19 protein-coding genes are annotated in these 22,170 nt (G+C 66.8%); 2 read left to right on the forward strand and 17 right to left on the reverse strand.

Annotation, left to right across the window (positions count from 1 at the left end; genetic code table 11):
* Positions 1–5 precede the first annotated feature (5 nt).
* From ASE66_RS13130 to ASE66_RS13190, 13 genes are all read right to left on the reverse strand, one after another.
* A complete protein-coding gene (locus tag ASE66_RS13130; RefSeq protein WP_057190082.1) occupies positions 6–464 on the reverse strand; it encodes a cupin domain-containing protein in 459 nt (152 codons plus the stop codon).
* 103 nt (positions 465–567) lie between these two features.
* The gene (locus ASE66_RS13135; protein WP_057190083.1) at positions 568–1,266 is read right to left on the reverse strand and encodes an ABC transporter ATP-binding protein; all 699 of its coding nucleotides are present in this window, start codon (positions 1,264–1,266) and stop codon (positions 568–570) included.
* A complete protein-coding gene (locus ASE66_RS13140; RefSeq protein WP_057190084.1) occupies positions 1,267–2,016 on the reverse strand; it encodes an ABC transporter ATP-binding protein in 750 nt (249 codons plus the stop codon).
* The gene (locus ASE66_RS13145) at positions 2,009–3,001 is read right to left on the reverse strand and encodes a branched-chain amino acid ABC transporter permease (RefSeq protein WP_057190085.1); all 993 of its coding nucleotides are present in this window, start codon (positions 2,999–3,001) and stop codon (positions 2,009–2,011) included. Before ASE66_RS13145 ends, ASE66_RS13140 begins: the two co-directional genes overlap by 8 nt.
* Positions 2,998–3,924: a branched-chain amino acid ABC transporter permease gene (locus ASE66_RS13150; RefSeq protein ID WP_057190086.1), complete on the reverse strand. Its 927-nt coding sequence runs from the start codon at positions 3,922–3,924 to the stop codon at positions 2,998–3,000. Before ASE66_RS13150 ends, ASE66_RS13145 begins: the two co-directional genes overlap by 4 nt.
* A 197-nt stretch (positions 3,925–4,121) precedes the next feature.
* Positions 4,122–5,291, reverse strand: coding sequence for an ABC transporter substrate-binding protein (locus ASE66_RS13155; protein WP_156412141.1), 1,170 nt, complete (start codon positions 5,289–5,291; stop codon positions 4,122–4,124).
* A 270-nt stretch (positions 5,292–5,561) separates the two neighbouring features.
* A complete protein-coding gene (locus tag ASE66_RS13160) occupies positions 5,562–6,635 on the reverse strand; it encodes a BMP family ABC transporter substrate-binding protein (protein ID WP_057190087.1) in 1,074 nt (357 codons plus the stop codon).
* A 32-nt stretch (positions 6,636–6,667) separates the two neighbouring features.
* Complete coding sequence (locus tag ASE66_RS13165) at positions 6,668–7,591, reverse strand: ABC transporter permease (RefSeq protein ID WP_057190088.1); 924 nt, start codon at positions 7,589–7,591, stop codon at positions 6,668–6,670.
* Positions 7,588–8,664 (reverse strand): ABC transporter permease, encoded by a 1,077-nt coding sequence (locus tag ASE66_RS13170; RefSeq protein ID WP_057190089.1) that lies wholly within the window; start codon positions 8,662–8,664, stop codon positions 7,588–7,590. Before ASE66_RS13170 ends, ASE66_RS13165 begins: the two co-directional genes overlap by 4 nt.
* Positions 8,657–10,216, reverse strand: coding sequence for an ABC transporter ATP-binding protein (locus tag ASE66_RS13175; protein ID WP_057190090.1), 1,560 nt, complete (start codon positions 10,214–10,216; stop codon positions 8,657–8,659). Before ASE66_RS13175 ends, ASE66_RS13170 begins: the two co-directional genes overlap by 8 nt.
* Positions 10,200–11,045 carry a xanthine dehydrogenase accessory protein XdhC gene (gene xdhC / locus ASE66_RS13180; RefSeq protein WP_057190091.1) on the reverse strand — a complete coding sequence of 282 codons (846 nt, stop codon included), beginning with the start codon at positions 11,043–11,045 and terminating at the stop codon, positions 10,200–10,202. Before xdhC ends, ASE66_RS13175 begins: the two co-directional genes overlap by 17 nt.
* Positions 11,042–13,390: a xanthine dehydrogenase molybdopterin binding subunit gene (gene xdhB / locus ASE66_RS13185; RefSeq protein ID WP_057190092.1), complete on the reverse strand. Its 2,349-nt coding sequence runs from the start codon at positions 13,388–13,390 to the stop codon at positions 11,042–11,044. The genes xdhC and xdhB overlap by 4 nt, the downstream gene beginning before the upstream one ends.
* Positions 13,383–14,975 (reverse strand): xanthine dehydrogenase small subunit, encoded by a 1,593-nt coding sequence (locus ASE66_RS13190; RefSeq protein WP_200964591.1) that lies wholly within the window; start codon positions 14,973–14,975, stop codon positions 13,383–13,385. Before ASE66_RS13190 ends, xdhB begins: the two co-directional genes overlap by 8 nt.
* A 117-nt stretch (positions 14,976–15,092) precedes the next feature.
* On the opposite strand from ASE66_RS13190, the gene guaD reads away from it, so the two are divergent.
* Positions 15,093–16,418 carry a guanine deaminase gene (gene guaD, locus ASE66_RS13195; protein WP_082613411.1) on the forward strand — a complete coding sequence of 442 codons (1,326 nt, stop codon included), beginning with the start codon at positions 15,093–15,095 and terminating at the stop codon, positions 16,416–16,418.
* Between the two features lie 80 nt (positions 16,419–16,498).
* Here guaD and ASE66_RS13200 read toward each other — a convergent pair whose 3' ends face one another.
* Positions 16,499–17,356: a D-amino-acid transaminase gene (locus ASE66_RS13200; RefSeq protein ID WP_057190094.1), complete on the reverse strand. Its 858-nt coding sequence runs from the start codon at positions 17,354–17,356 to the stop codon at positions 16,499–16,501.
* A gap of 162 nt (positions 17,357–17,518) precedes the next feature.
* A complete protein-coding gene (locus ASE66_RS13205) occupies positions 17,519–18,166 on the reverse strand; it encodes a CGNR zinc finger domain-containing protein (protein ID WP_082613412.1) in 648 nt (215 codons plus the stop codon).
* Between the two features lie 81 nt (positions 18,167–18,247).
* Here ASE66_RS13205 and ASE66_RS13210 point away from each other — a divergent pair, with 81 nt between their 5' ends.
* Positions 18,248–19,363, forward strand: coding sequence for a branched-chain amino acid ABC transporter substrate-binding protein (locus ASE66_RS13210; RefSeq protein WP_057190096.1), 1,116 nt, complete (start codon positions 18,248–18,250; stop codon positions 19,361–19,363).
* 87 nt (positions 19,364–19,450) lie between these two features.
* Here the strand turns inward: ASE66_RS13210 and ASE66_RS13215 are convergent, their stop codons facing one another.
* Positions 19,451–21,046, reverse strand: coding sequence for an ABC transporter ATP-binding protein (locus tag ASE66_RS13215; RefSeq protein ID WP_057190097.1), 1,596 nt, complete (start codon positions 21,044–21,046; stop codon positions 19,451–19,453).
* A gap of 1 nt (position 21,047) precedes the next feature.
* On the reverse strand, positions 21,048–22,169 hold the full coding sequence (locus ASE66_RS13220) for an ABC transporter permease subunit (RefSeq protein WP_057190098.1): 1,122 nt from the start codon (positions 22,167–22,169) through the stop codon (positions 21,048–21,050).
* Position 22,170: the final 1 nt, after the last annotated feature.

Below are 22,170 nucleotides of genomic sequence, written 5' to 3' on the forward strand. Positions count from 1 at the left end.
CTCGCTCAGGCGCCTTCGGGCGGGGGCGGCAGGAAGTCGATCTCATAGCGCGCTGCGAGGGCGACGACCTCGGCCGGGTTCTGCTCCTTCATCGAATGGATCGCCCAGAACAGATCGTAGAGCCGGCCGGTCGGCGCGACCCAGAACAGGCACTTCACGGCCGAATCGCTCTTGTTGAACAGCCCGTGCGGGATGTTGCGCGGCAGCTTGATCAGGTCGCTGGGCAGGGCATGCGATTCCTGGCCGTCGAGCACGAGGTCGAGCCGGCCCTCGAGCATGTAGATGAACTCGTCCTGCGTCGGATGGATGTGCGGCGGCACGAAGGTGCCGGGCGGGAAGGTGGCGTGCCAGGAAAAGCTGTCCTCGCTCAGCATCTTCGGCACATAGGTCTGGCCGAGGATATTCCAGGAGATCGCGTCGATCCCCTCATTCGCCTTGGTTACGCCAGCCGTCAGAGGCTTCATCGTCGGTCTCCTTCTAAGCAGGTTCCGCAAAAGTGTCGCGCGGTTTTGCGACAAGAACCTGCGACAAAACAAAGGCTAAACAGGCTTGCCAAGGCAAGTCTGCTTAGAGGTGCAGGAAGCGGTCCTTGACCGCGCTGTCGCTGCGCAGGTCGTCGCTGGTCCCGCGCCAGGCGACGCGGCCCTTCTCCAGCACAACATGGCGGTCGGCGATCTTTGCCAATGCGTCGACGTTCTTGTCGATGACGAGGATCGACTCGCCTTCGGCCTTGAGCGCTGCGAGGCAGGACCAGATCTCTTGCCGGATGATCGGCGCCAGCCCCTCGGTCGCCTCGTCGAGGATCAGGAGCTTGGGATTGGTCATCAGCGCCCGGCCGATCGCCAGCATCTGCTGCTCGCCGCCGGAAAGCTGGTTGCCGCGATTGGCCTTGCGTTCTTTCAGCCGCGGCAGGAAGGCGTAGACGCGCTCCAGCGTCCAGCGCGCCGGGCCGAAACGGCTGGCGGCGGTGGCGATCAGGTTCTCCTCGACCGAGAGCGTCGGGAAGACCTGCCGTCCTTCCGGGACGAGGCCGATTCCGGCCTGCGCCAGCCGGAAGGGCGCGCTGCCGGTGAGGTCGACCCCGCCGAAGCTGACACGGCCGGCGCGGGGGCGGATCAGCCCCATGATGGCGCGCACCGTCGTGGTCTTGCCCATGCCGTTGCGGCCGAGCAGGGTGACGACCTCGCCGGCGCCGACAGCAAGATCGACGCCGAACAGGATCTGCGCCTCGCCATAGCCGGCATCGAGGTTCTCGACGGTGAGCATTCAGCCCTCCTCGCCGAGATAGGCTTCTCGCACGGCCGAATCGGCCCTGACCGCGGCCGGGTCGCCAGAGGCGATGACGCGGCCATAGACCAGCACGGTCACCGTATCGGCGAGCGCGAACACCGCCTCCATGTCGTGCTCGACCAGCAGCATGGCGTAGCGGCCCTTCAAGCTCTTGAGCAGGCCGATCAGGCGCTCGCCTTCCTCCTTGCCGACGCCGGCGAGCGGCTCGTCGAGCAGGATCGCCGCCGGCTCGAGAGCCAGGGCCATAGCGATCTCCAGCGCCCGCTTCTCGCCATGCGACAGGCTGCCGGCAGGGACATGGGCGCGCTCGCTGAGGCCGACCGCGTCCAGCGCGGCGCGGGCAGGGCGGTTGAGGCGCTCGTCGCTGGCAGCTTTGCGGAAGAAGGAGAGCGGATGGCTCGCCTTGGCCTGCACGCCGAGCGCGACATTCTCCAGCGCCGAGAGCGAGGCGATGGTCGAGGTGATCTGGAAGGTGCGTGCCAGGCCGTGGCGGGCGCGCTTCTCGGCATTGAAGGCGGTGACGTCCTGGCCGCGGAAGCGGATCGTGCCGTCGTCCGGCGTCAGCATGCCGGAGATCTGGTGGACCAGCGTCGTCTTGCCGGCGCCGTTCGGGCCGATCAGCGCATGCAATTCGCCGGGCGCGACGGCAAGGCTGACACCATCGGTGACCTTCAGTGCGCCGAAGGACTTGCGAACGCCGTCGAGGATGAGGACCGGCTCAGCCATTGCGCGAGCCCAGCTTGCGCAACATCCCGACGATGCCGCCGCGGGTGAACAGCACGAAGAGGATGATCATCGGCCCGAAGATGACGCGCCAGTGCTCGGTCAGGTGCGAGAGCGCGTCCTCGGCGATCAGATAGGCGACAGCGCCGATGATGGCGCCATGCAGCGAGCCGACGCCGCCGAGCACGGCCATGAAGATCAGCTCGCCCGAGCGCTGCCAGGACATGAAGGCCGGGCTGACGAACTCGGTATGGTTGGCGAGGAAGAAGCCGGAGAGCCCGGCGAGCATGCCGCTGATCACATAAGCGATGAGGCGCACCTTGGTGACGTCGAAGCCGGTGACGCTGACCCTGGTCGGGTTCTCGCGCGCCGCCCTGAGCACCCGGCCGAAGCGCGAGGCGACCAGGCCGCGCACCAGGAGATAGGCGCCGCCGAGTGCGATCAGCACGCTGTAATAGAACGAGGTCCGGTTCGCGAACGGGTTGAAGCCGAGCAGCGTGCTCTTCTCATAGAGCGTCAGCCCGTCATCGCCGCCATAGGCCGAGAGCGCCTGGGCCAGGAAATAGACCATCTGGCCGAAGGCGAGGGTGATCATGATGAATGCGACGCCGCGCGTGCGCAGGCAGACCGCGCCGGTGATCGCGCCGAACAGCGCGCAGGTGACGAGGATCGCCGGCAGGATCGCGAGCGCCTCGCTGCGCCCCTCGGTGATCATGATGCCGGTGACATAGGCGCCGATGCCGACAAAGGCGGCGTGGCCGAAGGAGACGAGCCCGCCGACGCCGAGGATGAGGTCGAGCGAGAGCGCCGCGATGGCGAAGATCAGCGCCCGCGTCAGCAAAGCGAGCCAGCCGGCCGGCATGCCGATGGTGACGGCGAGCGGCGCCAGCGCCAGCAGCAGGAACAGCAGGGCCGGCAGCAGCACCTTGGCGCGCTCGCGCGGGGGGGCTGCGCTGGTGACCTCGGCCATGGCCGGTGTCGCGCTCATGTCCGGCCTCGTGCCGGCAACAGCCCTTCCGGCCGCACGAACAGCACCACCGCCATCAGGAGATAGATCAGCATCGAGGAGAGCGCTGCACCGGTCGCCCGCGCCGAGGGCGCGCTCATGAACAGCCTGAGCAGGTCGTTCATGAAGGAGCGGCCGAGCGTGTCGACGAGGCCGACGATCAGCGCCGCGACGAAGGCGCCGCGGATCGAGCCGATGCCGCCGATGACAATGACGACGAAGGCGAGGATCAGCACGGTGTCGCCCATGCCGGGTTCGACCGAGAGGATCGGCGCCGCCATCGCTCCGGCGAAGCCCGCCAGCATCGTGCCGAAGGCGAAGACGATCATGAACAGCTTGCGGATGTCGACGCCGAGCGCCGAGACCATCGAGGCGTTGGAGGCGCCGGCGCGCAGCAGCATGCCGGTGCGGGTCTTCTCGACGATGAACCAGAGCAGGGCGCCGACCGCGAGACCTGAGCCGATCAGCGCGAAGCGGTAGGTCGGATAGAGGATGCCATCCATCAGCGCGACATTGCCGGTGAGGAATTCCGGCAGCGGCACGGAGAGGGGAGCTGCGCCCCAGATGATCTTGACGCCCTGATTGAGCAGGAGGATCAGCCCGAAGGTCGCCAGCACCTGGTCGAGATGGTCGCGCTCATAGAGATGGCGGAAGACCAGGAATTCGAGCGCGAGGCCGAAGACGAGCGCGGCTGCCAGCGCCAGCACCAGGCCGAGCACGAAGGAGCCGGTCAGCGCGACGAAGGTCACTGCCAGATAGGCGCCGAGCATGTATTGCACGCCATGCGCCAGGTTGATGAAGTCCATCACGCCGAAGACCAGCGTCAGCCCGGCCGCCACCAGGAACAGCAGGATGCCGAACTGCAGCCCGTTCAGGATCTGGACGATGAGGAGGCCGGTGGTCATTGCTGGTTCGCGATCGGCTGTCCGGAAAAGGCGCGGGGAACCCTCTCCTGTAAGGAGAGGGCAGGGTGAGGTGTAGGCCATCGGACCAGCGCCGCGAGCGCTGACCGCGCGGTCAGGTTCAGGCCAATGATTTCGCTACGAACACCTCACCCCTACCCCTCTCCTTCCAGGAGAGGGGTTCCCGAGGTTCGGCTGCCCTATTTGAGGGCGCAATCCTTCGCGTGCGGATCGGCGTAGTCCTCGAACACCTTCTGGGCGATCTCGGTCTGGAACTTGCCGTCGGCGCGCTTGGCGACCTTGACCAGGTAGAAGTCCTGGATCGGGTAGCCATTGGTGTTGAACTTGAATTTACCGCGCAGCGAGGTGAAGTCGGCCTTCTTGATCGCGGCGCGCAGCTTGTCCTTGTCGGCGGTGCCACCAGCAGCCTTGACCGCCGAGTCGATCAATTGCGCCGCGTCGAAGGCCTGCTGGGCATAGGAGCCGGGCACGATCTTGTAGGCCGCTTCATAGGCCGAGACGAACTTCTTCGTCTGCGGGTTGTCCATGTTGGGGGCCCAGGTCATGCCGCCGAACATGCCGACCGCCGCATCCTGCTGCGCCGGCAGGGTCGACTCGTCAACCGTGAAGGCGGAGAGGAAGGGTACCTTGCCGGTGAGGCCGGCCTGCGACCACTGCTTGACGAAGTTGACGCCGAGGCCGCCGGGCAGGAAGGCGAAGACCACGTCGGGCTTGGCCGAGGCGATCTTGGCGAGCTCGGCCGAGAAATCGAGCGCGGTCAGCGGGACATAGACCTCGTCGAGGACCTCGCCCTTGAAGTAGCGCTTGAAGCCGGCGAGCGAGTCCTTACCCGCCTGGTAGTTCGGCGCGATGATGTAGGCCTTCTTGTAGTTCTGGTCCTGCGCGTACTTGCCCAGCACCTCGTGGACCTGGTCGTTCTGGTACGAGGTCACGAAGAAGTTCTGGTGGCAGGCCTTGCCGGCCATGGTGGACGGGCCGGCGTTCGGGCTGATCAGGATGGCGCCCGAATCGAGCACGGGCTTGGCGATCGCGCCGAGGATGTTCGAGAACACCGGGCCTACGACGAAGTCGACCTTGCCGCCTTCGACGAAGCTGCGGACCTTGCCGACGGCGACGTCGGGCTTGAGCTCGTCGTCGATCACGGTGATCTGCACCGGCACGCCGCCGAGCTTGCCGCCATTCTGGTCGACGGCGAGCTGGAAGCCGTCGCGAACCTGCTGGCCGAGCGCCGCCGCTGGCCCCGTCAGCACGCTGACCACGCCGATCTTCAAGGGCTCCTGCGCCTGCGCAGCGGAAAGCCCGAGCGCGAGCGCGCCGGCACTGAGCGACAAAGCGAATTTCAGTGTCATGTCTGATGTCCTCCCGGGACCTGCCAGATGCGTCCGCCGGCAGGGTTCCCCAACCCCGTCCATGCGGCTCGGCAGTCATATTGTTTCAAGCTTAAAATATCTGCAAGGGGGTTCCTGCGGGTAATTTTTGTGCGTGGCTGGAGGGCGTCATTCTCGGGCAGAGCGAAGCGTAGACCCGAGAATCGCTGGACGAGAAGGCGCTGGATCGCGCCTCCTCCGGCCTGAGATGCTCGGGACGAGCCCGAGCATGACGCGCTCTGGCTGCCGGCCTTAGGCCTGCACGCCGTCGACGTACCAGTCCATCTTCGAGAGCATCTCGTCGCTGGCGGTCTCGCCGGCCTTCAGGCGCAGCGTGCCCTTCTGGTCCTTGAGCTCGCCGGTGAAGGGGTGGAGCGTGCCGGCGATGATACCCTTTTGCACTTCGTCCGCAGCGGCGCGGGCCGCTGGCGTGATCGCGTCGTTATAGGGCGCGAGCTTGACCATGCCCTCTTTGAGGCCGTGCCAGACGTCGCCGGTCTTCCAGCTGCCGTCCATCGCCTCCTTGACGCGCTTGATGTAGTAGCCCGACCAGTCGTCGACGATGGCCGAGAGATGCGCCTTGGGCGCGAAGGCCTTCATGTCCGACGCCTGCCCGAAGGCGAAGACGCCGCGCTGCTCGGCCGCCTGCAGCGGGGCGGCGGAATCGGTGTGCTGGGTGATCATGTCGGCGCCCTGGTCGATCAGCGCCTTGGCCGCATCGGCCTCCTTGGCGGGGTCGTACCAGGTCGAGCACCAGATCACCTTGGTCTTGAAGTTGGGGTTCACCTTCTTCGCCGCCAGGTGGAAGGCGTTGATGCCCATCACCACCTCAGGAATCGGGAAGGAGGCGACATAGCCGGCCTGGCCGGTCTTCGACATGTGGCCGGCGATGGTGCCGATCGCGGCGCGGCCCTCATAGAAGCGGGCATTGTAGGTCGCGACGTTCTCGGCGCGCTGATAGCCGGTGGCATGCTCGAAGAAGATCTTCGGGAACTGCTTGGCGACCTGGATCGTCGGGTTCATGAAGCCGAAGGAGGTGGTGAAGATCAGCTGGTTGCCGGCCTGGGCGAGCTGGCGGATGGCGCGCGCCGCGTCCGGGCCCTCGGCGACGTTCTCGATGAAGCTGGTCTTGATCCTCGCGCCGTATTCCTTCTCCAGCGCGAGGCGGCCCTGGTCGTGGGTCCAGGTATAGCCATGGTCGCCGATAGGGCCGACATAGACGAAGCCGACGCCGAACGGCGCCTGGGCGCGCGCGCCGAACAGCGGCAGGGCCGAGCTGGCAGCAGCGCCGGCAAGAAGAGTGCGGCGGGTGATGATGGTCGACATGGTGTGGTTCCCCGTTGTCGGTTGCGGCGTCGTCACGACGCCGGGAAAGGCTTGCCGAGGCAGGCGGGCGCGTCGCGCCCACCGGTCCGTCCTCCTAGCGACATCATGGTCAGAACCACAATCGTCGCAAGGTAGGGGGTCATCGCCAGCACCTCGGGCGCGATGAAGCTCCAGCCGGCAGCCTTGGCCTGCAATTCGAAGGTCGCGACCGCGCCGAAGAGATAGGCGCCGAGCAGCAGCCGTCCCGGCTTCCACGCGGCGAAGACGACGAGCGCGAGCGCGATCCAGCCACGGCCGGCGGTCAGCCGGTCGGCCCACATCGGCGTCAGCGCCAGCGAAAAATAGGCGCCGCCGAGCCCAGCCAGCGCGCCGCCGAAGGCGGTCGCAGCCGTGCGGATCGCCAGCACGCGATAGCCGATGGCGTGGGCGGAATCGGCATTCTCGCCGACGGCGCGCAGGATCAATCCGGCCCGCGTCCGGCGCAGGAACAGGCCGACGGCGAGGACCAGCGCCAGCGAGAGATAGACGATCGCGTCATGACCGAAGACGAGGCGCAACCAGGGATGGGCGGCATAGTCGGCGGGAAAGAGCGGGCCGAGCCGCGTGATCGTGCGGCCGACGAAGCCGGCGCCGATCAGCGACGAGGCGCCGATGCCGAAGATCGTTAGCGCGAGGCCCGTCGCGACCTGGTTGGAGCCGAGGCCGAGCGTCAGCAGCGCGAAGATCATCGCGGCCGCGACACCGGCCAGCGTCGCGGCGATGAGCCCGAGGGCGATGCTGCCGGTCGAATAGGCGACCGCGAAGCCCGCGACCGCGCCGCACAGCATCATGCCCTCGACGCCGAGATTGAGGACGCCGGCCTTCTCGGTCACGAGCTCGCCGAGACCGGCAAGCAGGATCGGCGTCGCGGCTGCTGCGAGCGTCATGAAGATCGAGGCGAGGATGGCGGCGGTCATGGCGCCACCTTTGCCGGCCGCGCCTTCCAGGCGAGCCGCCAGCGCACCAGCACATCGGTCGCGAGCAGGAAGAACAGCAGCAGCGCCTGGAACATGCCGGTCGCGGCCGAGGGCAGGCGCACCGTGCTCTGGGCGATCTCGCCCCCGACATAGGTCACCGCCAGCACCAGTGCGCCGAAGACGATGCCGACAGGCGAGAGCCGGCCGAGGAAGGCGACGATGATCGCGGTGAAGCCGTAGCCGACCGGGAATTGCGGGGTGAGCTGGCCAAAGGGGCCGGCCGCCTCGAGCAGTCCGGCGAGTCCGGCAAGGCCGCCCCCGGCCAGCAGTACGGCCCAGGTGACGCCGTTGGCGTCGAAGCCGCCATGGCGGGCTGCGGCCGGGGCGCGCCCGACGACGCGCACGGCGTAGCCAGCGACGGTCTTGCTCAGGACGAACCCGGCGATGAGCGCAAGCAGGACGGCCAGCGGCACGCCGACATGGACGAGCGAGCCCTCCGCGATCGCGGGCAGCGTCTGGTCGGCGCTGAACATCCTGGTCTGGGGGAAATTGAAGCCGTCCGGGTCCTTCCACGGGCCGCGCACGAGGTAATACAGGAACTGCACGGCGACATAGGTCAGCATCAGGCTGGTCAGGATCTCGCTGACCTGCAGCCGGACCTTGAGCAGCGCCGGAACCGCCGCCCAGGCCGCGCCACCGAGGATGCCGGCGAGCGCCATCGCCGGCAGGATCCACCAGCCGGTCATGTCATGGGTCAAAAGCGCGACGCCGGTACCGGCGATCGCGCCCATGACGTATTGACCCTCGGCGCCGATATTCCAGACATTGGCGCGAAAGCCGATGGCGAGGCCGAGCGCGATCATGATCAGCGGCGCCGCCTTGACGCCTAGATCGGCCCAGCGCTGCGGCTCGATCAGCGGCGTGATGAAGATCGCCGTGACCGCGCGAAGGCCGTCATAACCGATTGCGCCGAAGACCAGCATGCCGGTCAGCATGGTGAGCCCGATCGCGATCAGCGGGCTCAGATAGAGCATCGCCTTGCTGGGCTCGCGCCGGCGCCGCCACTCAAGCATGAGCGGGCTCCCCGGCATGGCTCTCGCCGTGGACGCCGCCCATCAGCAGGCCGATCTCTTCCAGCTTCAGCCCGGCGACCGGCCGGGCCTGCGACAGCCGGCCTTCGTTGATGACGCAGAGCCGGTCGGAGAGCTCGAGCAGTTCGTCGAGGTCCTGCGAGATCACCACGATGGCCGAGCCCTGCGCGGCGAGATCGACCAGCGCCTGCCGGATCGCGGCGGCGGCGCCGGCATCGACGCCCCAGGTCGGCTGCGCCACCACCAGCACATCGGGCCTCTGTCCGATCTCGCGGCCCATGATGAATTTCTGCAGGTTGCCGCCCGAGAGCGAGCTGGCGAGGGCCGCCGGGCCGGTGGTGCGGACGTCGAAGCGGGCGATGACATCCTTCGCATAAGCCTCCACCGGTCCTTGCCGGATCAGGCCGGATGGCGCCAGCGGCAGGCGATGGCGCGCGGTCAGCACGACATTCTCGGCGAGCGAGAAGTCGGGCACGGCGGCATGGCCATTGCGCTCTTCCGGCACGCAGGCGAGTCCGGCGGCGCGGCGCGCGCCGGCATTTGCAAGACCGATCGGCCGGCCGTCGAGCCTGATCGCATCAGGCTGGCCAGCGAGATGCTCGCCCGAGAGCGCCATCAACAGCTCGGCCTGGCCATTGCCGGCGACGCCGGCGATGCCGAGGATCTCGCCGGCATGAGCAGAAAACGAGATTCCCTTCAGGCTGGTGCCGAAGGGGGGCTCGCCGGGCATGTCGAGCCTGTCCACGCTGAGCCGCGCTGCGCCTGCCTTGCCGTCGCCAGCTGGGCGATCGAGGTTCTTGAGCTCGGCGCCGATCATCAGCTCAGCCATGTGGCGGGTCGTCTCGGTCCGCGGATCGCAGGTCGCGACGACCTTGCCGCCGCGCAGGATCGTGGCGGCCTCGCAGAGCGCTTTGATCTCGTGCAGCTTGTGGCTGATGTAGAGGATCGAACAGCCTTGGTTGGCAATCTGCCTCAGCGTCTCGAACAGGCGCTCGACCTCCTGCGGGGTCAGCACCGAGGTCGGCTCGTCCATGATCAGCAGCTTCGGCTTCTGCAGCAGGCAGCGCACGATCTCGATGCGCTGGCGCTCGCCGACAGAGAGCGTGTGCACCGCGCGGTCGGGGTCGAGCGGCAGCGAATAGCTGTCGAGGATCGCCTTGATCCGCGCCTTCAGCTCCTCGGCCGGCACCGTCTCGTCCAGACCGAGCGCGATGTTCTCCAGCACGGTCATGCCGTCGAACAGCGAGAAATGCTGGAAGACCATGCCGATGCCGAGCTTGCGCGCCGCCTTGGGCGAGGAGATCTCGACCAGGCGGCCGTCGAAGCTGATCTGGCCCTCGTCGGCCCTCTGCACCCCGTAGATGATCTTGACCAGGGTCGACTTGCCGGCGCCGTTCTCGCCGAGCAAGGCATGGATCTCGCCGGGGCGGACGCTGAGGCTGATGTCCTGATTGGCCTTCACGCCTGGAAAGCTTTTCGAGACATGGGCGAGCGCCAGGCGCGAAGGTGCCGTCTGGTCAGGCGGCTGCGTCATGGCGGTTCCGTGCCCTCACTCGTCTCGTCACAGTTTCGCCAAGCAAGCAACGCACCAGCTCGGCACTCGTCAAGGCGGCGATCACCTCCGGACGCTTGTCATGCACATCCGATCCACCGATCGGGCAGGTGAGTTGCGTCAAGGCCTTGTTGCCGGGGTGACGGCGGCGGAAGCTCGCCTCGAAGCGGGCGCGCTTCGTGGCCGAACCGATCATGCCGACATAGGCGGCATCGCCGCGCAGGAGTGCCGCCTCGGCCAGGCGATAATCGAGCGCGTGGCTATGGGTCAGCACGACGAAAGCCGAGCCGGGCCGGGCTGTAGACAGAGCGGGCTCCGGATCGTCGAGCTGCAGGCAGGCGACGGCCGCTGGCACTTCGTCGAACTGGCCATGCCGATCGTCGACCAGGCTCACGGCGAGGGGAAGCAAGGCGAGGCTCCGCGCCAGCGCCTTGCCGGTGTGGCCAGCGCCGAAGATCAGCACCTGTGGTCGCCCGGCCACCGCTTTCGCCTCGTCCTGCTTGAGCGCTTCCAGATGGGCCGGGGTCGCCGGCTCCATCGCCACCCGGACGCGTCCACCGCAGCACTGGCCCATTTGCGGGCCGAGTGGGATGTCGATGAGCTGCCGCGGGCCGCTACTGTCGAGCAGGACCCGGGCGAGGTCGATGCAATGGAATTCGAGCTGGCCGCCGCCGATGGTGCCGGCGCTGCCGCCGGCGCTGATGATCATGGTTGCACCGGCCTCGCGCGGGGTCGAGCCCTGCGCCTGCGCAATGCTGACGATGACGGCGCCCTCAGTGAGGCTGGCGGCGAGGAACTCGGCGGGGGTCATCGCGCCGCCTCCGCCAGGGCACGCACCCGATCGACTGCGTCGAGCACCCGCTCCGGCGTCGCCGGCGCGTCGAGCTGCGGGCAGAAGCGGTGATTCCCGACGCTGGCTACTGCATCGGAGAGTGCGTGCAGCACGCTGATCGCGAGCATCAGCGGCGGCTCGCCGACCGCCTTGGAGCGATGGATGGTGTGCTCGCGATTGGGCGCATTCTCCAGAAGCGCGACGTTGAAGATGCGCGGCCGGTCGGAGGCGACCGGGATCTTGTAGGTCGACGGGGCGTGCGTCTTGAGCCGACCCTTCTCGTCCCAGACCAGCTCCTCGGTGGTCAGCCAGCCCATGCCCTGGATGAAGCCGCCCTCGATCTGACCCTTGTCGATCGCCGGGTTCAGCGAGTTGCCGCAGTCGTGCAGGATGTCGACGCGTTCGACCTTGTACTCGCCGGTCAGCGTGTCGATCGCGACCTCGGCCGCGGCTGCGCCATAGGCGAAATAATAGAACGGATGGCCGCGGCCGGCCTTGCGGTCCCAATGGATCTTCGGCGTTGCATAGAAGCCCGTGGCCGAGAGCTGGACGCGGGCCATGTAGGCCATTTGGATCAGCTCGACGAAGCCGATTTCGCGCGCCCCGACCCGTACCCTGCCAGGCAGGAAGGCGATCGCCTCCGGAGCCTCCTGCCAGTGCTGCGCGGCGAAGTCGGTGAGCCGCTTCTTGATCGTCTCGCAGGCGTCCAGCGCCGCCATGCCATTGAGATCGGAACCGGACGAAGCGGCGGTGGCCGAGGTGTTCGGCACCTTGCCGGTCGTCGTCGCGGTGATCTTGATCTCGCCGAGCCCGATGCCGAAGGCCTGCGCCACCACCTGCGCCACCTTCTGGTAGAGGCCCTGGCCCATTTCGGTGCCACCATGGTTCAGCGACACCGTTCCGTCGGTATAGACATGCACCAGTGCGCCGGCCTGATTGTACCAGGTCGCGGTGAAGGATATCCCGAACTTGACCGGGGTCAGCGCGATGCCACGCTTGATGATTGGGCTCTCCCGGTTGAAGGCGCGGATCGCCTGCTGGCGGGAGCGGTAATCGCAGCAGCGTTCGAGCTCGTCGATTACCTCGCCGGCGATCATGTCCTCGACCGGCTGATGATAGGGCGTCGTCTCGCGACCTTCGCCGCCATAGAGATTGCGCTTCCTCACCTCCAGCGGATCGAGCCCGGTGGCGTAGGCGACCTCCTCGATGAAGCGCTCGGCCCCGACCATGCCTTGCGGGCCGCCGAAGCCGCGGAAGGCGGTGTTGGAGACCGTATGCGTGCGCAGGGGCTCCGAGCGGGCCCGTACCGCCGGGTAGAAATAGCAATTGTCCATGTGGAACAAAGCGCGGTCGGTGACCGGGCCGGAGAGATCGGCGTTCCAGCCGCAGCGCGCCGCATAAACCGCATCGACCGCATGGATCCGGCCGTCATCGTCGAAGCCGATTTCGTAGTCGACGACGAAGTCGTGGCGTTTGCCGGTGATGACCATGTCGTCGTCTCGGTCGGGCCGGAGCTTCACCGGTCGCTTCAGCTTGCGGGCGGCGAGCGCCGCGACGCAGGCGAAGAGATTGGCCTGCGTCTCCTTGCCACCGAAGCCGCCGCCCATGCGCCGAACCTCGATCGTCACCGCATGCGCGCCGCCGCCGAGCACCTGGGCGACCATGTGCTGGACCTCGCTCGGATGCTGGGTCGAGGACTGCACCAGCATGTCGCCATCCTCGCCGGGGATGGCGAGCGCGATCTGGCTTTCGAGGTAGAAATGATCCTGCCCGCCGATCGCCATCGATCCCTTGAGCCGGCGCAGGCTGGCGGCCAGGGCCTCGGCGACGTCGCCGCGTTCGAGCTTCAGTGGATCGGTGACGAGCTCGCCGCCGGCGGTGCGGGCAGCGGCGACGTCGAGCAGGGGAGGCGCCTCGTCATAGGTCGCCTTGGCCAGCATCGCGGCATGGCGGGCCTGCTCGCGCGTCTCTGCGACCACGGCGAAGAGCGGTTGGCCATGGTGCAGGATCGCGCTGGTCGCGAAGACCGGCTCGTCATGCTTGTGCGTCGAGGAGATGTCGTTCGCGCCGGGAATGTCGGCTGCGGTGAGAACTGAAAGCACCCCAGGTGCAGCTTCGACAGCCGCCAGGTCGAGCGACATCAGCCGGCCATGCGCTATGTTCGAGAGGCCAATATAGGCATGGGCGAGGCCCGCCGGCTCGGCGATGTCGTCGATATAGAGGGCTTCGCCCGCGACATGCTTCTCGGCTGAATCATGCTTCAGCGGCGAGCCGACGATCGGCCGCGTCTCGCCAAGGTCGGGCCGTTTGCGCGCATCAGCCATGGGCGGCCTCCGCCAGCAGGCCGGCGACGCGGGTCGCGGTTTCGGGAGCGGTCGTCTCGATCAGGAAGCGCCGCAACAGGTTGGCGGCGACCTTGAGCCGATACGCGGCCGATGCCCGCATATCGCTGAGCGGCGTGAAATCCTGCGCCAGCGCGGCGATTGAGGCGGCGACCGCGGCTTCGTTCCAGTTACGGCCAATCAGCGCTGCCTCAGCCGCCTGCGCTCGTTTCGGAATACCGGCCATGCCGCCATAGGCGAGCCTAGCCTCGCTGATGCGGTCGGCCAGATCCAGCTCCAGATAGAAGGCACCGCAGACGGCCGAGATATCCTCGTCGAAGCGCTTCGAGATCTTCGAGATGTGGAAGAGCGTACCAGCGGGCAGTTTCGGCACCAGCACGGCTTCGACGAATTCGCCTTGCTGCCGGTCCTGCTTGCGATAGTCGAGGAAGAAGGCTTCGAGCGCGATGGTTCGCCGTTCGATTCCGACATTCCCCGCCGTCATCGCGAGCGAAGCGAAGCGATCCAGGGGGGCTCGCTCTACGTTTCCCTGGATCGCGTCGTCGCTGCGCTCCTCGCGATGACGGAGGCGCGCCAGCGCCAGCGTTGCCCCCAGCGCAATCAGCGCCGGTGGCAAGTCACCAATCGGCGAGCCATTGGCGATGTTGCCGCCGATCGTACCGGCATTGCGCACCTGCTCGCCGCCGAAGCGGCGCATCATCTCGTCGAGCTGCGGCGAGATGCCGGCGAGCGCGTCGCGGACCGCAATCTGGTTCGCCATGGCGCCCAAGCGCAGATGGTCGCCTTCGTCGGAGATCGTGCGCAACGCGCCGATCCGGCCGAGATAGACCACCGGATCGAGCCGGCGCATGCCCTTGGTGACCCAGAGGCCGACATCGGTGGCCCCGGCGACCAACGTCGCTTGCGGATGGGCGGCAACGAGTTCGGCGAGCGCTTCGACGGTCGCTGGCGCGTAAAAGTGACGTTCGCCGTCGCCGATCGAGATCGTCTCTCCATCCGCGAGCGCTTTCAGCCGGGCAATGATCGCAGGCATCGTGGCGACGAACCGATCGGCCTCGCGCTCGGCAGCATCCATGCGCTGCGCCGCGGCGATGATCGGCTCATAACCGGTGCAGCGGCAGAGATTGCCAGCGAGGGCATCCTCGATGCGCTGGACGGATAGCGTCCGCTCGTTGAGCCAGAGAGCGAGCAGCGACATCACGAAGCCGGGCGTGCAGAATCCGCATTGCGAGCCATGGCAATCGACCATCGCCTGCTGCACCGGGTGGAGCGTGCCGTCGGCATTCCTCAGATGCTCGACGGTCAGCACATGGCAGCCGTCCAGCGTCGGCAGGAATCGGATGCAGGCGTTGATCGCCTCATAGCGCATTCGGTCGCCGTCGAGCCGGCCGACCACGATGGTGCAGGCGCCGCAATCGCCCTCGGCGCAGCCTTCCTTGCTGCCGGTGCGGCGCCGGTCGAGCCTGAGCCAGTCGAGTACGGTGCGGGTCGGATCGCAGGCGGCGATCTCGACTAACTCGTCGCCGAGCAGGAAGCGCACGGTCTCACGCATGGCGGGTTGGTGCATGGCGGTCTTGCCGCTCGCAGATCGGATTCATGCCCCAAGATTAGGCACGTTCGCGGCTTGGCCGGAAGCTTTGATTTGGTGCAGATATGATCGCGATTTGAGCCGGAGCGGCGAGCCTTGACCAAAGACGGTGCGATCTCGGCCTTGCGGGGCCGGCTTCTCTGGTTCGTCGGTGATCCACACGAGGTCGGCGAGGCCGCGCATCGCTATGTCGAGGACGGTCTGCTCGTCATTGAGAACGGCCTGATCAAGGCTGTTGGCGAGGCGAGGGTGCTGCTGCCGACGCTGCCGGCCGGCGCGACGATCATCGATCATCGCCCGCATTTGATCATGCCGGGCTTCATCGACGCCCATATCCACATGCCGCAGACGCAAGTGATCGCCTCGTATGGCGCGCAATTGATGGAGTGGTTGAACAAGTACACCTTCGTCGAGGAGCAGAAGCTGGCCCAGCAGGGCCATGCCGAAAAACTCTCCGCCTTCCTGCTCGACGAATTGCTGGCGAGCGGCACGACGACGGCCGCGGTCTATTGCTCGGTTCACAAGCAGTCGGCCGAGGCCTTCTTCGCCGAATCGCACCGGCGCAACACCCGCATGATCGCCGGCAAGGTGATGATGGACCGCAACGCGCCGCCGGCACTGACCGATACCGCCGAGAGCGGCTATGCCGACAGCAAGGAGCTGATCGGCCGCTGGCACGGCAAGGGCCGTCAGCTCTATGCGATCACGCCGCGCTTTGCCGTGACCTCGACGCCGGAGCAGATGGCGGCCTCGCAGCAGCTTGTCGCGGAACATCCCGACTGCTTCGTCCAGACCCATATCAACGAGAACCGGGCCGAGATCGCCTTCGCCAGGGAGCTTTACCCCGACGCCGCCGACTATGCCGGCATCTACGAGGATTACGGCCTGCTGGGTAAGAAGAGTCTGCTCGGCCACTGCATCCACATGACCAAGCGCGAATGGCGCGTCTTTGCCGCGCATGGCGCCATCACAGTCTTCTGCCCGACCTCGAACCTCTTTCTCGGTTCAGGGCTGTTCGATTGGGATCGCGCGCGCCGCGAGGGCGTCAAGGTCGCGGTCGCGACCGATATCGGCGGCGGCACCTCCTATTCGATGCTCCGCACCATGGCCGAGGCCTACAAGATCCTGCAGCTCCAGGGGCAGTCGCTCTCAGCCTTCGAGGCGCTGCATGCGATCACGCTGGGCAACGCCGCGGCGCTGGGCTTGGATCAACTGATCGGCTCGTTCGAGCCGGGGCGCGAGGCCGATATCGTCGTGCTCGCCCCCGCCGCGACGCGGGCGATGGCGCACCGGCTGGAGACGGTGCGAGATCTTGCCGAGGAGCTCTTCGTGCTGGTCACGCTCGGCGACGAGCGCAATGTCGTCGCGACCTATGTGATGGGGGAGCGGGCGGCGTTGCCGTCATTCCCGGGCGCCGCGTAGCGGTGACCCGAGAATCTCTTTCAGGATAGGCCGCCTTCTCGTCCTGAGATGCTCGGGTCAAGCCCGAGCATGACGCCGAGCTAGCCCAGTACGCCGCCCTTGCGGGCATGGTCGAGATAGATCTCGCGCAGCCGGATCGTTGCCGGGCCGGGCGCGCCGTTGTGGATGCTGTGGCCGTCGATCGTCGTCACCGGCATGACCAGGCTGGTCGCGGAGGTGATGAAGGCTTCCTCGGCATCGAGCGCCTCTTCGAGCGTGAACTCGCGCTCTTCAAAGGTAAAGCCGCTCTCCGCCAGGAAGGCGAGCACCGCCGTGCGGGTGATGCCGGGCAGCACCTTGTGCGAGAGCGGACGTGAAATCAGCGTCTTGCCCTTGACGATCCAGGCGGTCGACGAAGCACCCTCGGTGACGACGCCGTCCTCGATCATCCAGGCTTCCTGCGCGCCGTTCTCGGCCGCGAATTGCTTGGCCAGCACCGGAGCGAGCAGGTTGACGCTCTTGATGTCGCGGCGGGCCCAGCGCAGGTCCGGGGTGCTGACGACCTTGATGCCGGTCTTCGCCAGCGGCGTGTCGGCGAACTGGCGCGCCTGGGTGAACAGGACCAGCGACGACTTCACGCCCTTGGGGAAGGCAAAGTCGCGGTCCGAGGCGCCACGTGAGACCTGCAGATAGATGCTGCCCTCGTCTAGCGTGTTGCGGGCGATCAGCTCCTCGTGGATCGCGACGAGCTCGGCGCGCGAGCAAGGGAGGACAAGACCGATCTCGCCGGCCGAGCGCTCCAGCCGGGCAAGGTGCGCTTCGCAGTCGACCAGCTTGCCGCCGAGCACCGCCGAGACCTCGTAGATGCCGTCGCCGAAGATGAAGCCGCGGTCGAAGATCGAGATCGTCGCCTCTTCCTCGGGAAGATAGGCGCCATTGACGTAGACGGTGCGGCTCATGGGGAGGGTCTCATGCGGGAAGGACGAACCTTCCTAGCCGAGCTGGGCGTGTGAGGCGAGACATCATGCCGGCTTGCCGACCGGCGTCAGCTGCAAGGCGGCACGAGAGCATTTTCGAGCGAAGTGGATACCGGTTCGCGTAAAAAACGCGATAAACAGCCTCTATCCGACCGTCTTTGCCTCGAAATTGCGTGTCCGGAATGCGCGAACCTTGGCGCGATTGCCGCAGACCGCCATCTCGCACCAGCGCCGTAGCCTGTTCTTGGTGGTGTCGAAGAACAGCCAGCCGCAATGGTCCCCTTCGCACTGCTTGATGCGGGCGAGGTTCTGCTGGGTCAGCACGGTCAACGCCGAAAGCGCGATCGGCCCGCGGATCGCCTCGCTAAGAGACTGGCTCGCGTCCCAGCGCCAGACGAAACCGTCGCCGAAAGGGGACAGCTTGGCGCAGGCGAGGCAATGCGCGTGGATGGCGGCTAGCCGGGATCGGTCCTGCTCCTCCGGCTGCTGGCGGCGGGAAAGACTGAGGCCGATCCGGTAGATCGTGTCGCGCAGGTCGAGTGCCTCACTGAGCACGCGTGCTGCCAGTCCGGCATCGGCTGCGACCGCGGCCAGTGCGGCATCCCGGTCGCTGTCGCTGATCGCCTTGGCATGGCGCGCCCAGATCACGACGTCACGCCCCTCGCGCAGATGCTCGAGCTCGTTCGGTCCACCGCGACCCGAAGCCGTGTTGGCGAAATCGAAGGCGAGCTCGCTGGCGACGAGCGGCAATGAACCGGCCCGGCTCGGGCCACCTGTACGATCGGCCGTCATGTAACCAGCTATCTCCAATTTACAGGTTAAATCAAGCGGCTTAGCGTCCGGCCACGGATGGAACCGTGGAGGAGAACGGACATGAGAACCAACTGGGCCGCGATGCTAGCCGCTGGCGTGCTCGCGATGTCGCAAGGCGCGGCGGTGGCGCAGATCAAGCTCGGCGTCGCCGGCCCGATGACGGGAGCGAGCGCGGCGTTCGGAGCGCAATTGAAGAGCGGGGCCGAGCAGGCGGTCGCCGACATCAATGCCGCCGGCGGCATCCTTGGCCAAACGATCGTGATTTCGACTGGGGATGATGTCGGCGACCCCAAGCAGGGCGTCTCGGTCGCCAACAAGTTCGTCGGCGACGGCGTCAAATGGGTGGTCGGCCACTTCAACTCCGGCGTCACCATGCCGGCATCCGAGGTCTACGCCGAGAATGGCATGCTGATGATCAGCCCGTCGGCGACCAACCCGAAGATCACCGAGCGCGGCCTGTGGAACGTGTTCCGCACCTGCGGCCGCGACGACCAGCAGGGCGTCGTCGCCTCCGGCCACATCGCCAAGACCTTCAAGGGCAAGGTCATCGTCGTCGTCCACGACAAGACGACCTATGGCCAGGGGCTCGCCGAGGAGACCCGCAAGGGCCTGCACGCGGCCGGCATCAAGGAAGCGCTCTATGAGGGCGTCAACACCGGCGAGAAGGATTTCTCGGCGCTGGTTTCGAAGATCAAATCGGCCAAGGCCGACTTGCTCTATTGGGGCGGGCTGCACACCGAACTCGGCCTGATCGTCCGCCAGATGCGTGACCAGGGGCTGACCACGGTGGCAATGGGCGCCGACGGCATCACCTCCGACGAATACGCGGTGATCGGCGGCCCGGGCACCGAAGGCACGCTGATGACCTTCCCGCCCGATCCGCGCAAGCGTCCCGTCGCCGCCGAGGTCGTCAAGCGCTTCGAGACCAAGGGCATCAACCCCGAGGCCTACACGCTCTATTCCTATGCCGCGGTCCAGATCATGAAGCAGGCGGCCGAGCAGGCGAAATCGCTCGACCCGAAGAAGGTCGCCGCCGCGATGCATTCGGGCATGACGTTCAAGACCGTGCTCGGCGACATGTCCTATGACAAGAAGGGCGACCGCACCAATCTCGACTACACCGTCTACACTTGGAAGAAGGGCACGGACGGCAAGATCAGCTATGTCGAGAACTAAGGACTTCAGCTAGCCGGTGTCGGTGGCCTCCCCTGGCCGGACACCGATAGGGCGCCGCTTCGCTCAAGGCGAGGCGGCGTTTTCGTTTCAGCACTTCAGCGCGGCCGCGATCAGGCGCTGCGTATAATCCTGCTGCGGCGCCTCGAAGATCGCCTCGGTCGGCCCGCGCTCGACCACCCTGCCGTCCTTCATCACCATGATCTCGTCGGCCATGGCGCGGACCACGGCGAGGTCGTGGCTGATAAAGAGATAGGAGAGGTCGTGCCTTGCCTGCAGGTCTTTCAGCAGGGCGACGATGCTCTGCTGCACGGTGCGGTCGAGCGCCGAGGTCGGCTCGTCCAGAACGACCAGCGCCGGGCATAGGATCATGGCGCGGGCGATGGCGATGCGCTGGCGTTGGCCGCCGGAGAACTCGTGCGGATAGCGATTGCGCAGCGCTGGGTCGAGGCAGACCTCGGTGAGCGCCGCCGCTGCCCGCCACTCGCGCTCAACCCGAGACAGAGCGGGCTCGTGCACCAGCAAACCCTCGGTGATGATCTCGCCGACGGTGAGGCGCGGCGAGAGCGAGCCGAACGGATCCTGGAACACGACCTGCAGGCTGCGGCGCAAGGGGCGCATCGCGGCCCGGTCGAGCGGATTGAGCGCCCGGTCCTCGAAGCGAACTGTCCCGGACGAGGGCAGGAGCTTGAGCAAAGCTCGTCCAAGGGTCGACTTGCCCGAGCCGGATTCGCCGACGATGCCGATGGTCTGGCCGCGCCGCAGCGTCAGGTCGATGCCGTCGACGGCGTGCAGTAGCACCCGCTCCCGCTTGAGGAAGCCGCGTGACAAATCGAAGCTGACGCGCAGGTCACGGGCTTCGAGCAGGATGGGCGCATCGGGTGGCGGCGGCGCCTTGTGGCCATGCGGCTCGGCCGCGAGCAGGGCGCAGGTATAGGGATGCTGCGGCGCCTCGAAGATCGCTTTCGCCGGGCCGCTCTCGACGACTTCGCCGGCCTTCATCACATAGACGCGCTCGGCATATTTCCTGACGAGGCCGAGATCGTGGCTGATCAGGATCACCGCCATTCCGAGCCGCTGCCGGAGCTCGGCGATCAGCGCGAGGATCTCCGCCTCGATTGTGACGTCGAGCGCTGTCGTCGGTTCGTCGGCGATCAGGATGTCGGGATCGTTGGCGAGCGCCATCGCGATCATCACGCGCTGGCGTTGTCCGCCGGAGAGCTCGTGCGGGTAGGAATCGAGCCGGCGTTCGGGGTACGGGATGCGCACCAGCTTCAAGAGCTCCAGCGCCCGCGCCCGCGCCGCCTTGCGCGACAGGCCCTGATGCTTGCGCAAAGGGGCAGCCATCTGCGTGCCGATCCTGAACAGCGGATCGAGCGAGGTCATCGGCTCCTGGAAGATCATTGCGAGCTTCCGGCCGCGATAGCTGTTCAGGACCGCGGGCGGCAGTTTGAGTAGGTCGACCTCGCGATAGCGGATCGCGCCGGTGACCTCGCCATTGCTGGCGAGGAGGCCCATCGCCGCCATGACGCTCTGGCTCTTGCCGGAGCCGGATTCACCGACCACGGCGACGAACTCGCCGGGGCCGACATCGAGATCGATGCCGCGCACCGCCTCGCACGGGCCGTCATTGGTCCGGAAGCGGACCTTGAGGTCGCGAATGGCGAGGATGGGCTCAGCCGCCATCTCAACGATCCCTCGGGTCGAGCGCGTCGCGCAGGCCGTCGCCGAGGAAGTTGAGCGCGAACAGCGTCGCCACCAGGAAGCTTGCGGGGAAGACCAGCATCCACGGCGTCGCCTGGATGGCGCGGGCGCCGTCCGAAATCAGCACGCCCCAGCTCGTCATCGGCTCCTGGATGCCGAGGCCGAGGAAGGACAGGAAGCTCTCGAGCAGGATCACCTTCGGCACCAGCAGGGTGACATAGACGACGACCGGCCCGAGCGTGTTGGGGATGACGTGGCGCTTGAGGATGCCGCCGGTCGAGACGCCGAGCGCCTCGGCCGCCAGCACATAATCCTGTCGTCTGATCGAAAGCGCCTGGCCGCGGACGATACGGGCCATGTCGAGCCATTCGATCGCGCCGACGGCGAGGAACATCAGGATGAAATTCCGGCCGAAGAAGACGACGAGCAGGATGACGAAGAAGATGAAGGGCAGGGAATAGAGCACGTCGACGATGCGCATCATCACCATGTCGATGCGCCCGCCGAGATAGCCCGCAGTCGCGCCATAGACGACGCCGATCACCAGCGCGACGCCGGTGGCGAGCAGGCCGATCGCGAGCGAGACCCGGCCGGCGATCAATGTGCGGGTGAGCAGGTCGCGCCCGTTCGAGTCGGTGCCGAACAGGAAATATTGGCGCTTGATCGGCACCTCCAATCCAAGCCTGCGCCCGTCCAGCGCATTTGCAATCACACGCGCCGGGCCGAATAGATCGGAACGGTCGAAATAAACCAGCAGGCGCGGATCGATCAGTCTCGGCGAGATCAGCCCCAACCGGATCCGGTCGGCCTCCACCACGATCTCGCTCGGCGTCGCCCTGATCCGTGATGCGATGCGTTGCACGGCCGCCGGCAGGGCCTCGGCCTTGGGATAGGCGGAGAGGCTGGCGGGTACACGGACATAGTCCTGATAGACCCGGTCGTAAGCGTGCCCCGTCAGCAGTGGGCCGATGATGCAAGCGAGCGTCATCAGCGCCAGCACGATCAGGCTGGCGACGGCGGCGCGGTTGCGCAGCAGGCGGACGCGGGCGTCCTGCCAGAGCGAGCGGCCGGCGGGAGGGACGCGCAGAGCGGTAGTGTCGCTCATC

This window comes from Allobosea sp. Root483D1 (assembly GCF_001429505.1).
Classification (GTDB): domain Bacteria; phylum Pseudomonadota; class Alphaproteobacteria; order Rhizobiales; family Beijerinckiaceae; genus Allobosea.

What these genes read in the sequence shown, in the direction of transcription:
- xdhB (WP_057190092.1), bottom strand. Translation starts at nt 13,390, where the DNA reads ATGGCTGATGCGCGCAAACGGCCCGACCTTGGCGAGACGCGGCCGATC.
- ASE66_RS13155 (WP_156412141.1), bottom strand. Translation starts at nt 5,291, where the DNA reads ATGACACTGAAATTCGCTTTGTCGCTCAGTGCCGGCGCGCTCGCGCTC.
- ASE66_RS13130 (WP_057190082.1), bottom strand. Translation starts at nt 464, where the DNA reads ATGAAGCCTCTGACGGCTGGCGTAACCAAGGCGAATGAGGGGATCGAC.
- ASE66_RS13200 (WP_057190094.1), bottom strand. Translation starts at nt 17,356, where the DNA reads ATGAGCCGCACCGTCTACGTCAATGGCGCCTATCTTCCCGAGGAAGAG.
- ASE66_RS13205 (WP_082613412.1), bottom strand. Translation starts at nt 18,166, where the DNA reads ATGACGGCCGATCGTACAGGTGGCCCGAGCCGGGCCGGTTCATTGCCG.
- ASE66_RS13215 (WP_057190097.1), bottom strand. Translation starts at nt 21,046, where the DNA reads ATGGCGGCTGAGCCCATCCTCGCCATTCGCGACCTCAAGGTCCGCTTC.
- ASE66_RS13170 (WP_057190089.1), bottom strand. Translation starts at nt 8,664, where the DNA reads ATGCTTGAGTGGCGGCGCCGGCGCGAGCCCAGCAAGGCGATGCTCTAT.
- ASE66_RS13220 (WP_057190098.1), bottom strand. Translation starts at nt 22,169, where the DNA reads ATGAGCGACACTACCGCTCTGCGCGTCCCTCCCGCCGGCCGCTCGCTC.
- ASE66_RS13190 (WP_200964591.1), bottom strand. Translation starts at nt 14,975, where the DNA reads ATGCACCAACCCGCCATGCGTGAGACCGTGCGCTTCCTGCTCGGCGAC.
- ASE66_RS13135 (WP_057190083.1), bottom strand. Translation starts at nt 1,266, where the DNA reads ATGCTCACCGTCGAGAACCTCGATGCCGGCTATGGCGAGGCGCAGATC.
- ASE66_RS13140 (WP_057190084.1), bottom strand. Translation starts at nt 2,016, where the DNA reads ATGGCTGAGCCGGTCCTCATCCTCGACGGCGTTCGCAAGTCCTTCGGC.
- ASE66_RS13145 (WP_057190085.1), bottom strand. Translation starts at nt 3,001, where the DNA reads ATGAGCGCGACACCGGCCATGGCCGAGGTCACCAGCGCAGCCCCCCCG.
- ASE66_RS13150 (WP_057190086.1), bottom strand. Translation starts at nt 3,924, where the DNA reads ATGACCACCGGCCTCCTCATCGTCCAGATCCTGAACGGGCTGCAGTTC.
- ASE66_RS13175 (WP_057190090.1), bottom strand. Translation starts at nt 10,216, where the DNA reads ATGACGCAGCCGCCTGACCAGACGGCACCTTCGCGCCTGGCGCTCGCC.
- ASE66_RS13210 (WP_057190096.1), top strand. Translation starts at nt 18,248, where the DNA reads ATGAGAACCAACTGGGCCGCGATGCTAGCCGCTGGCGTGCTCGCGATG.
- ASE66_RS13165 (WP_057190088.1), bottom strand. Translation starts at nt 7,591, where the DNA reads ATGACCGCCGCCATCCTCGCCTCGATCTTCATGACGCTCGCAGCAGCC.
- xdhC (WP_057190091.1), bottom strand. Translation starts at nt 11,045, where the DNA reads ATGACCCCCGCCGAGTTCCTCGCCGCCAGCCTCACTGAGGGCGCCGTC.
- ASE66_RS13160 (WP_057190087.1), bottom strand. Translation starts at nt 6,635, where the DNA reads ATGTCGACCATCATCACCCGCCGCACTCTTCTTGCCGGCGCTGCTGCC.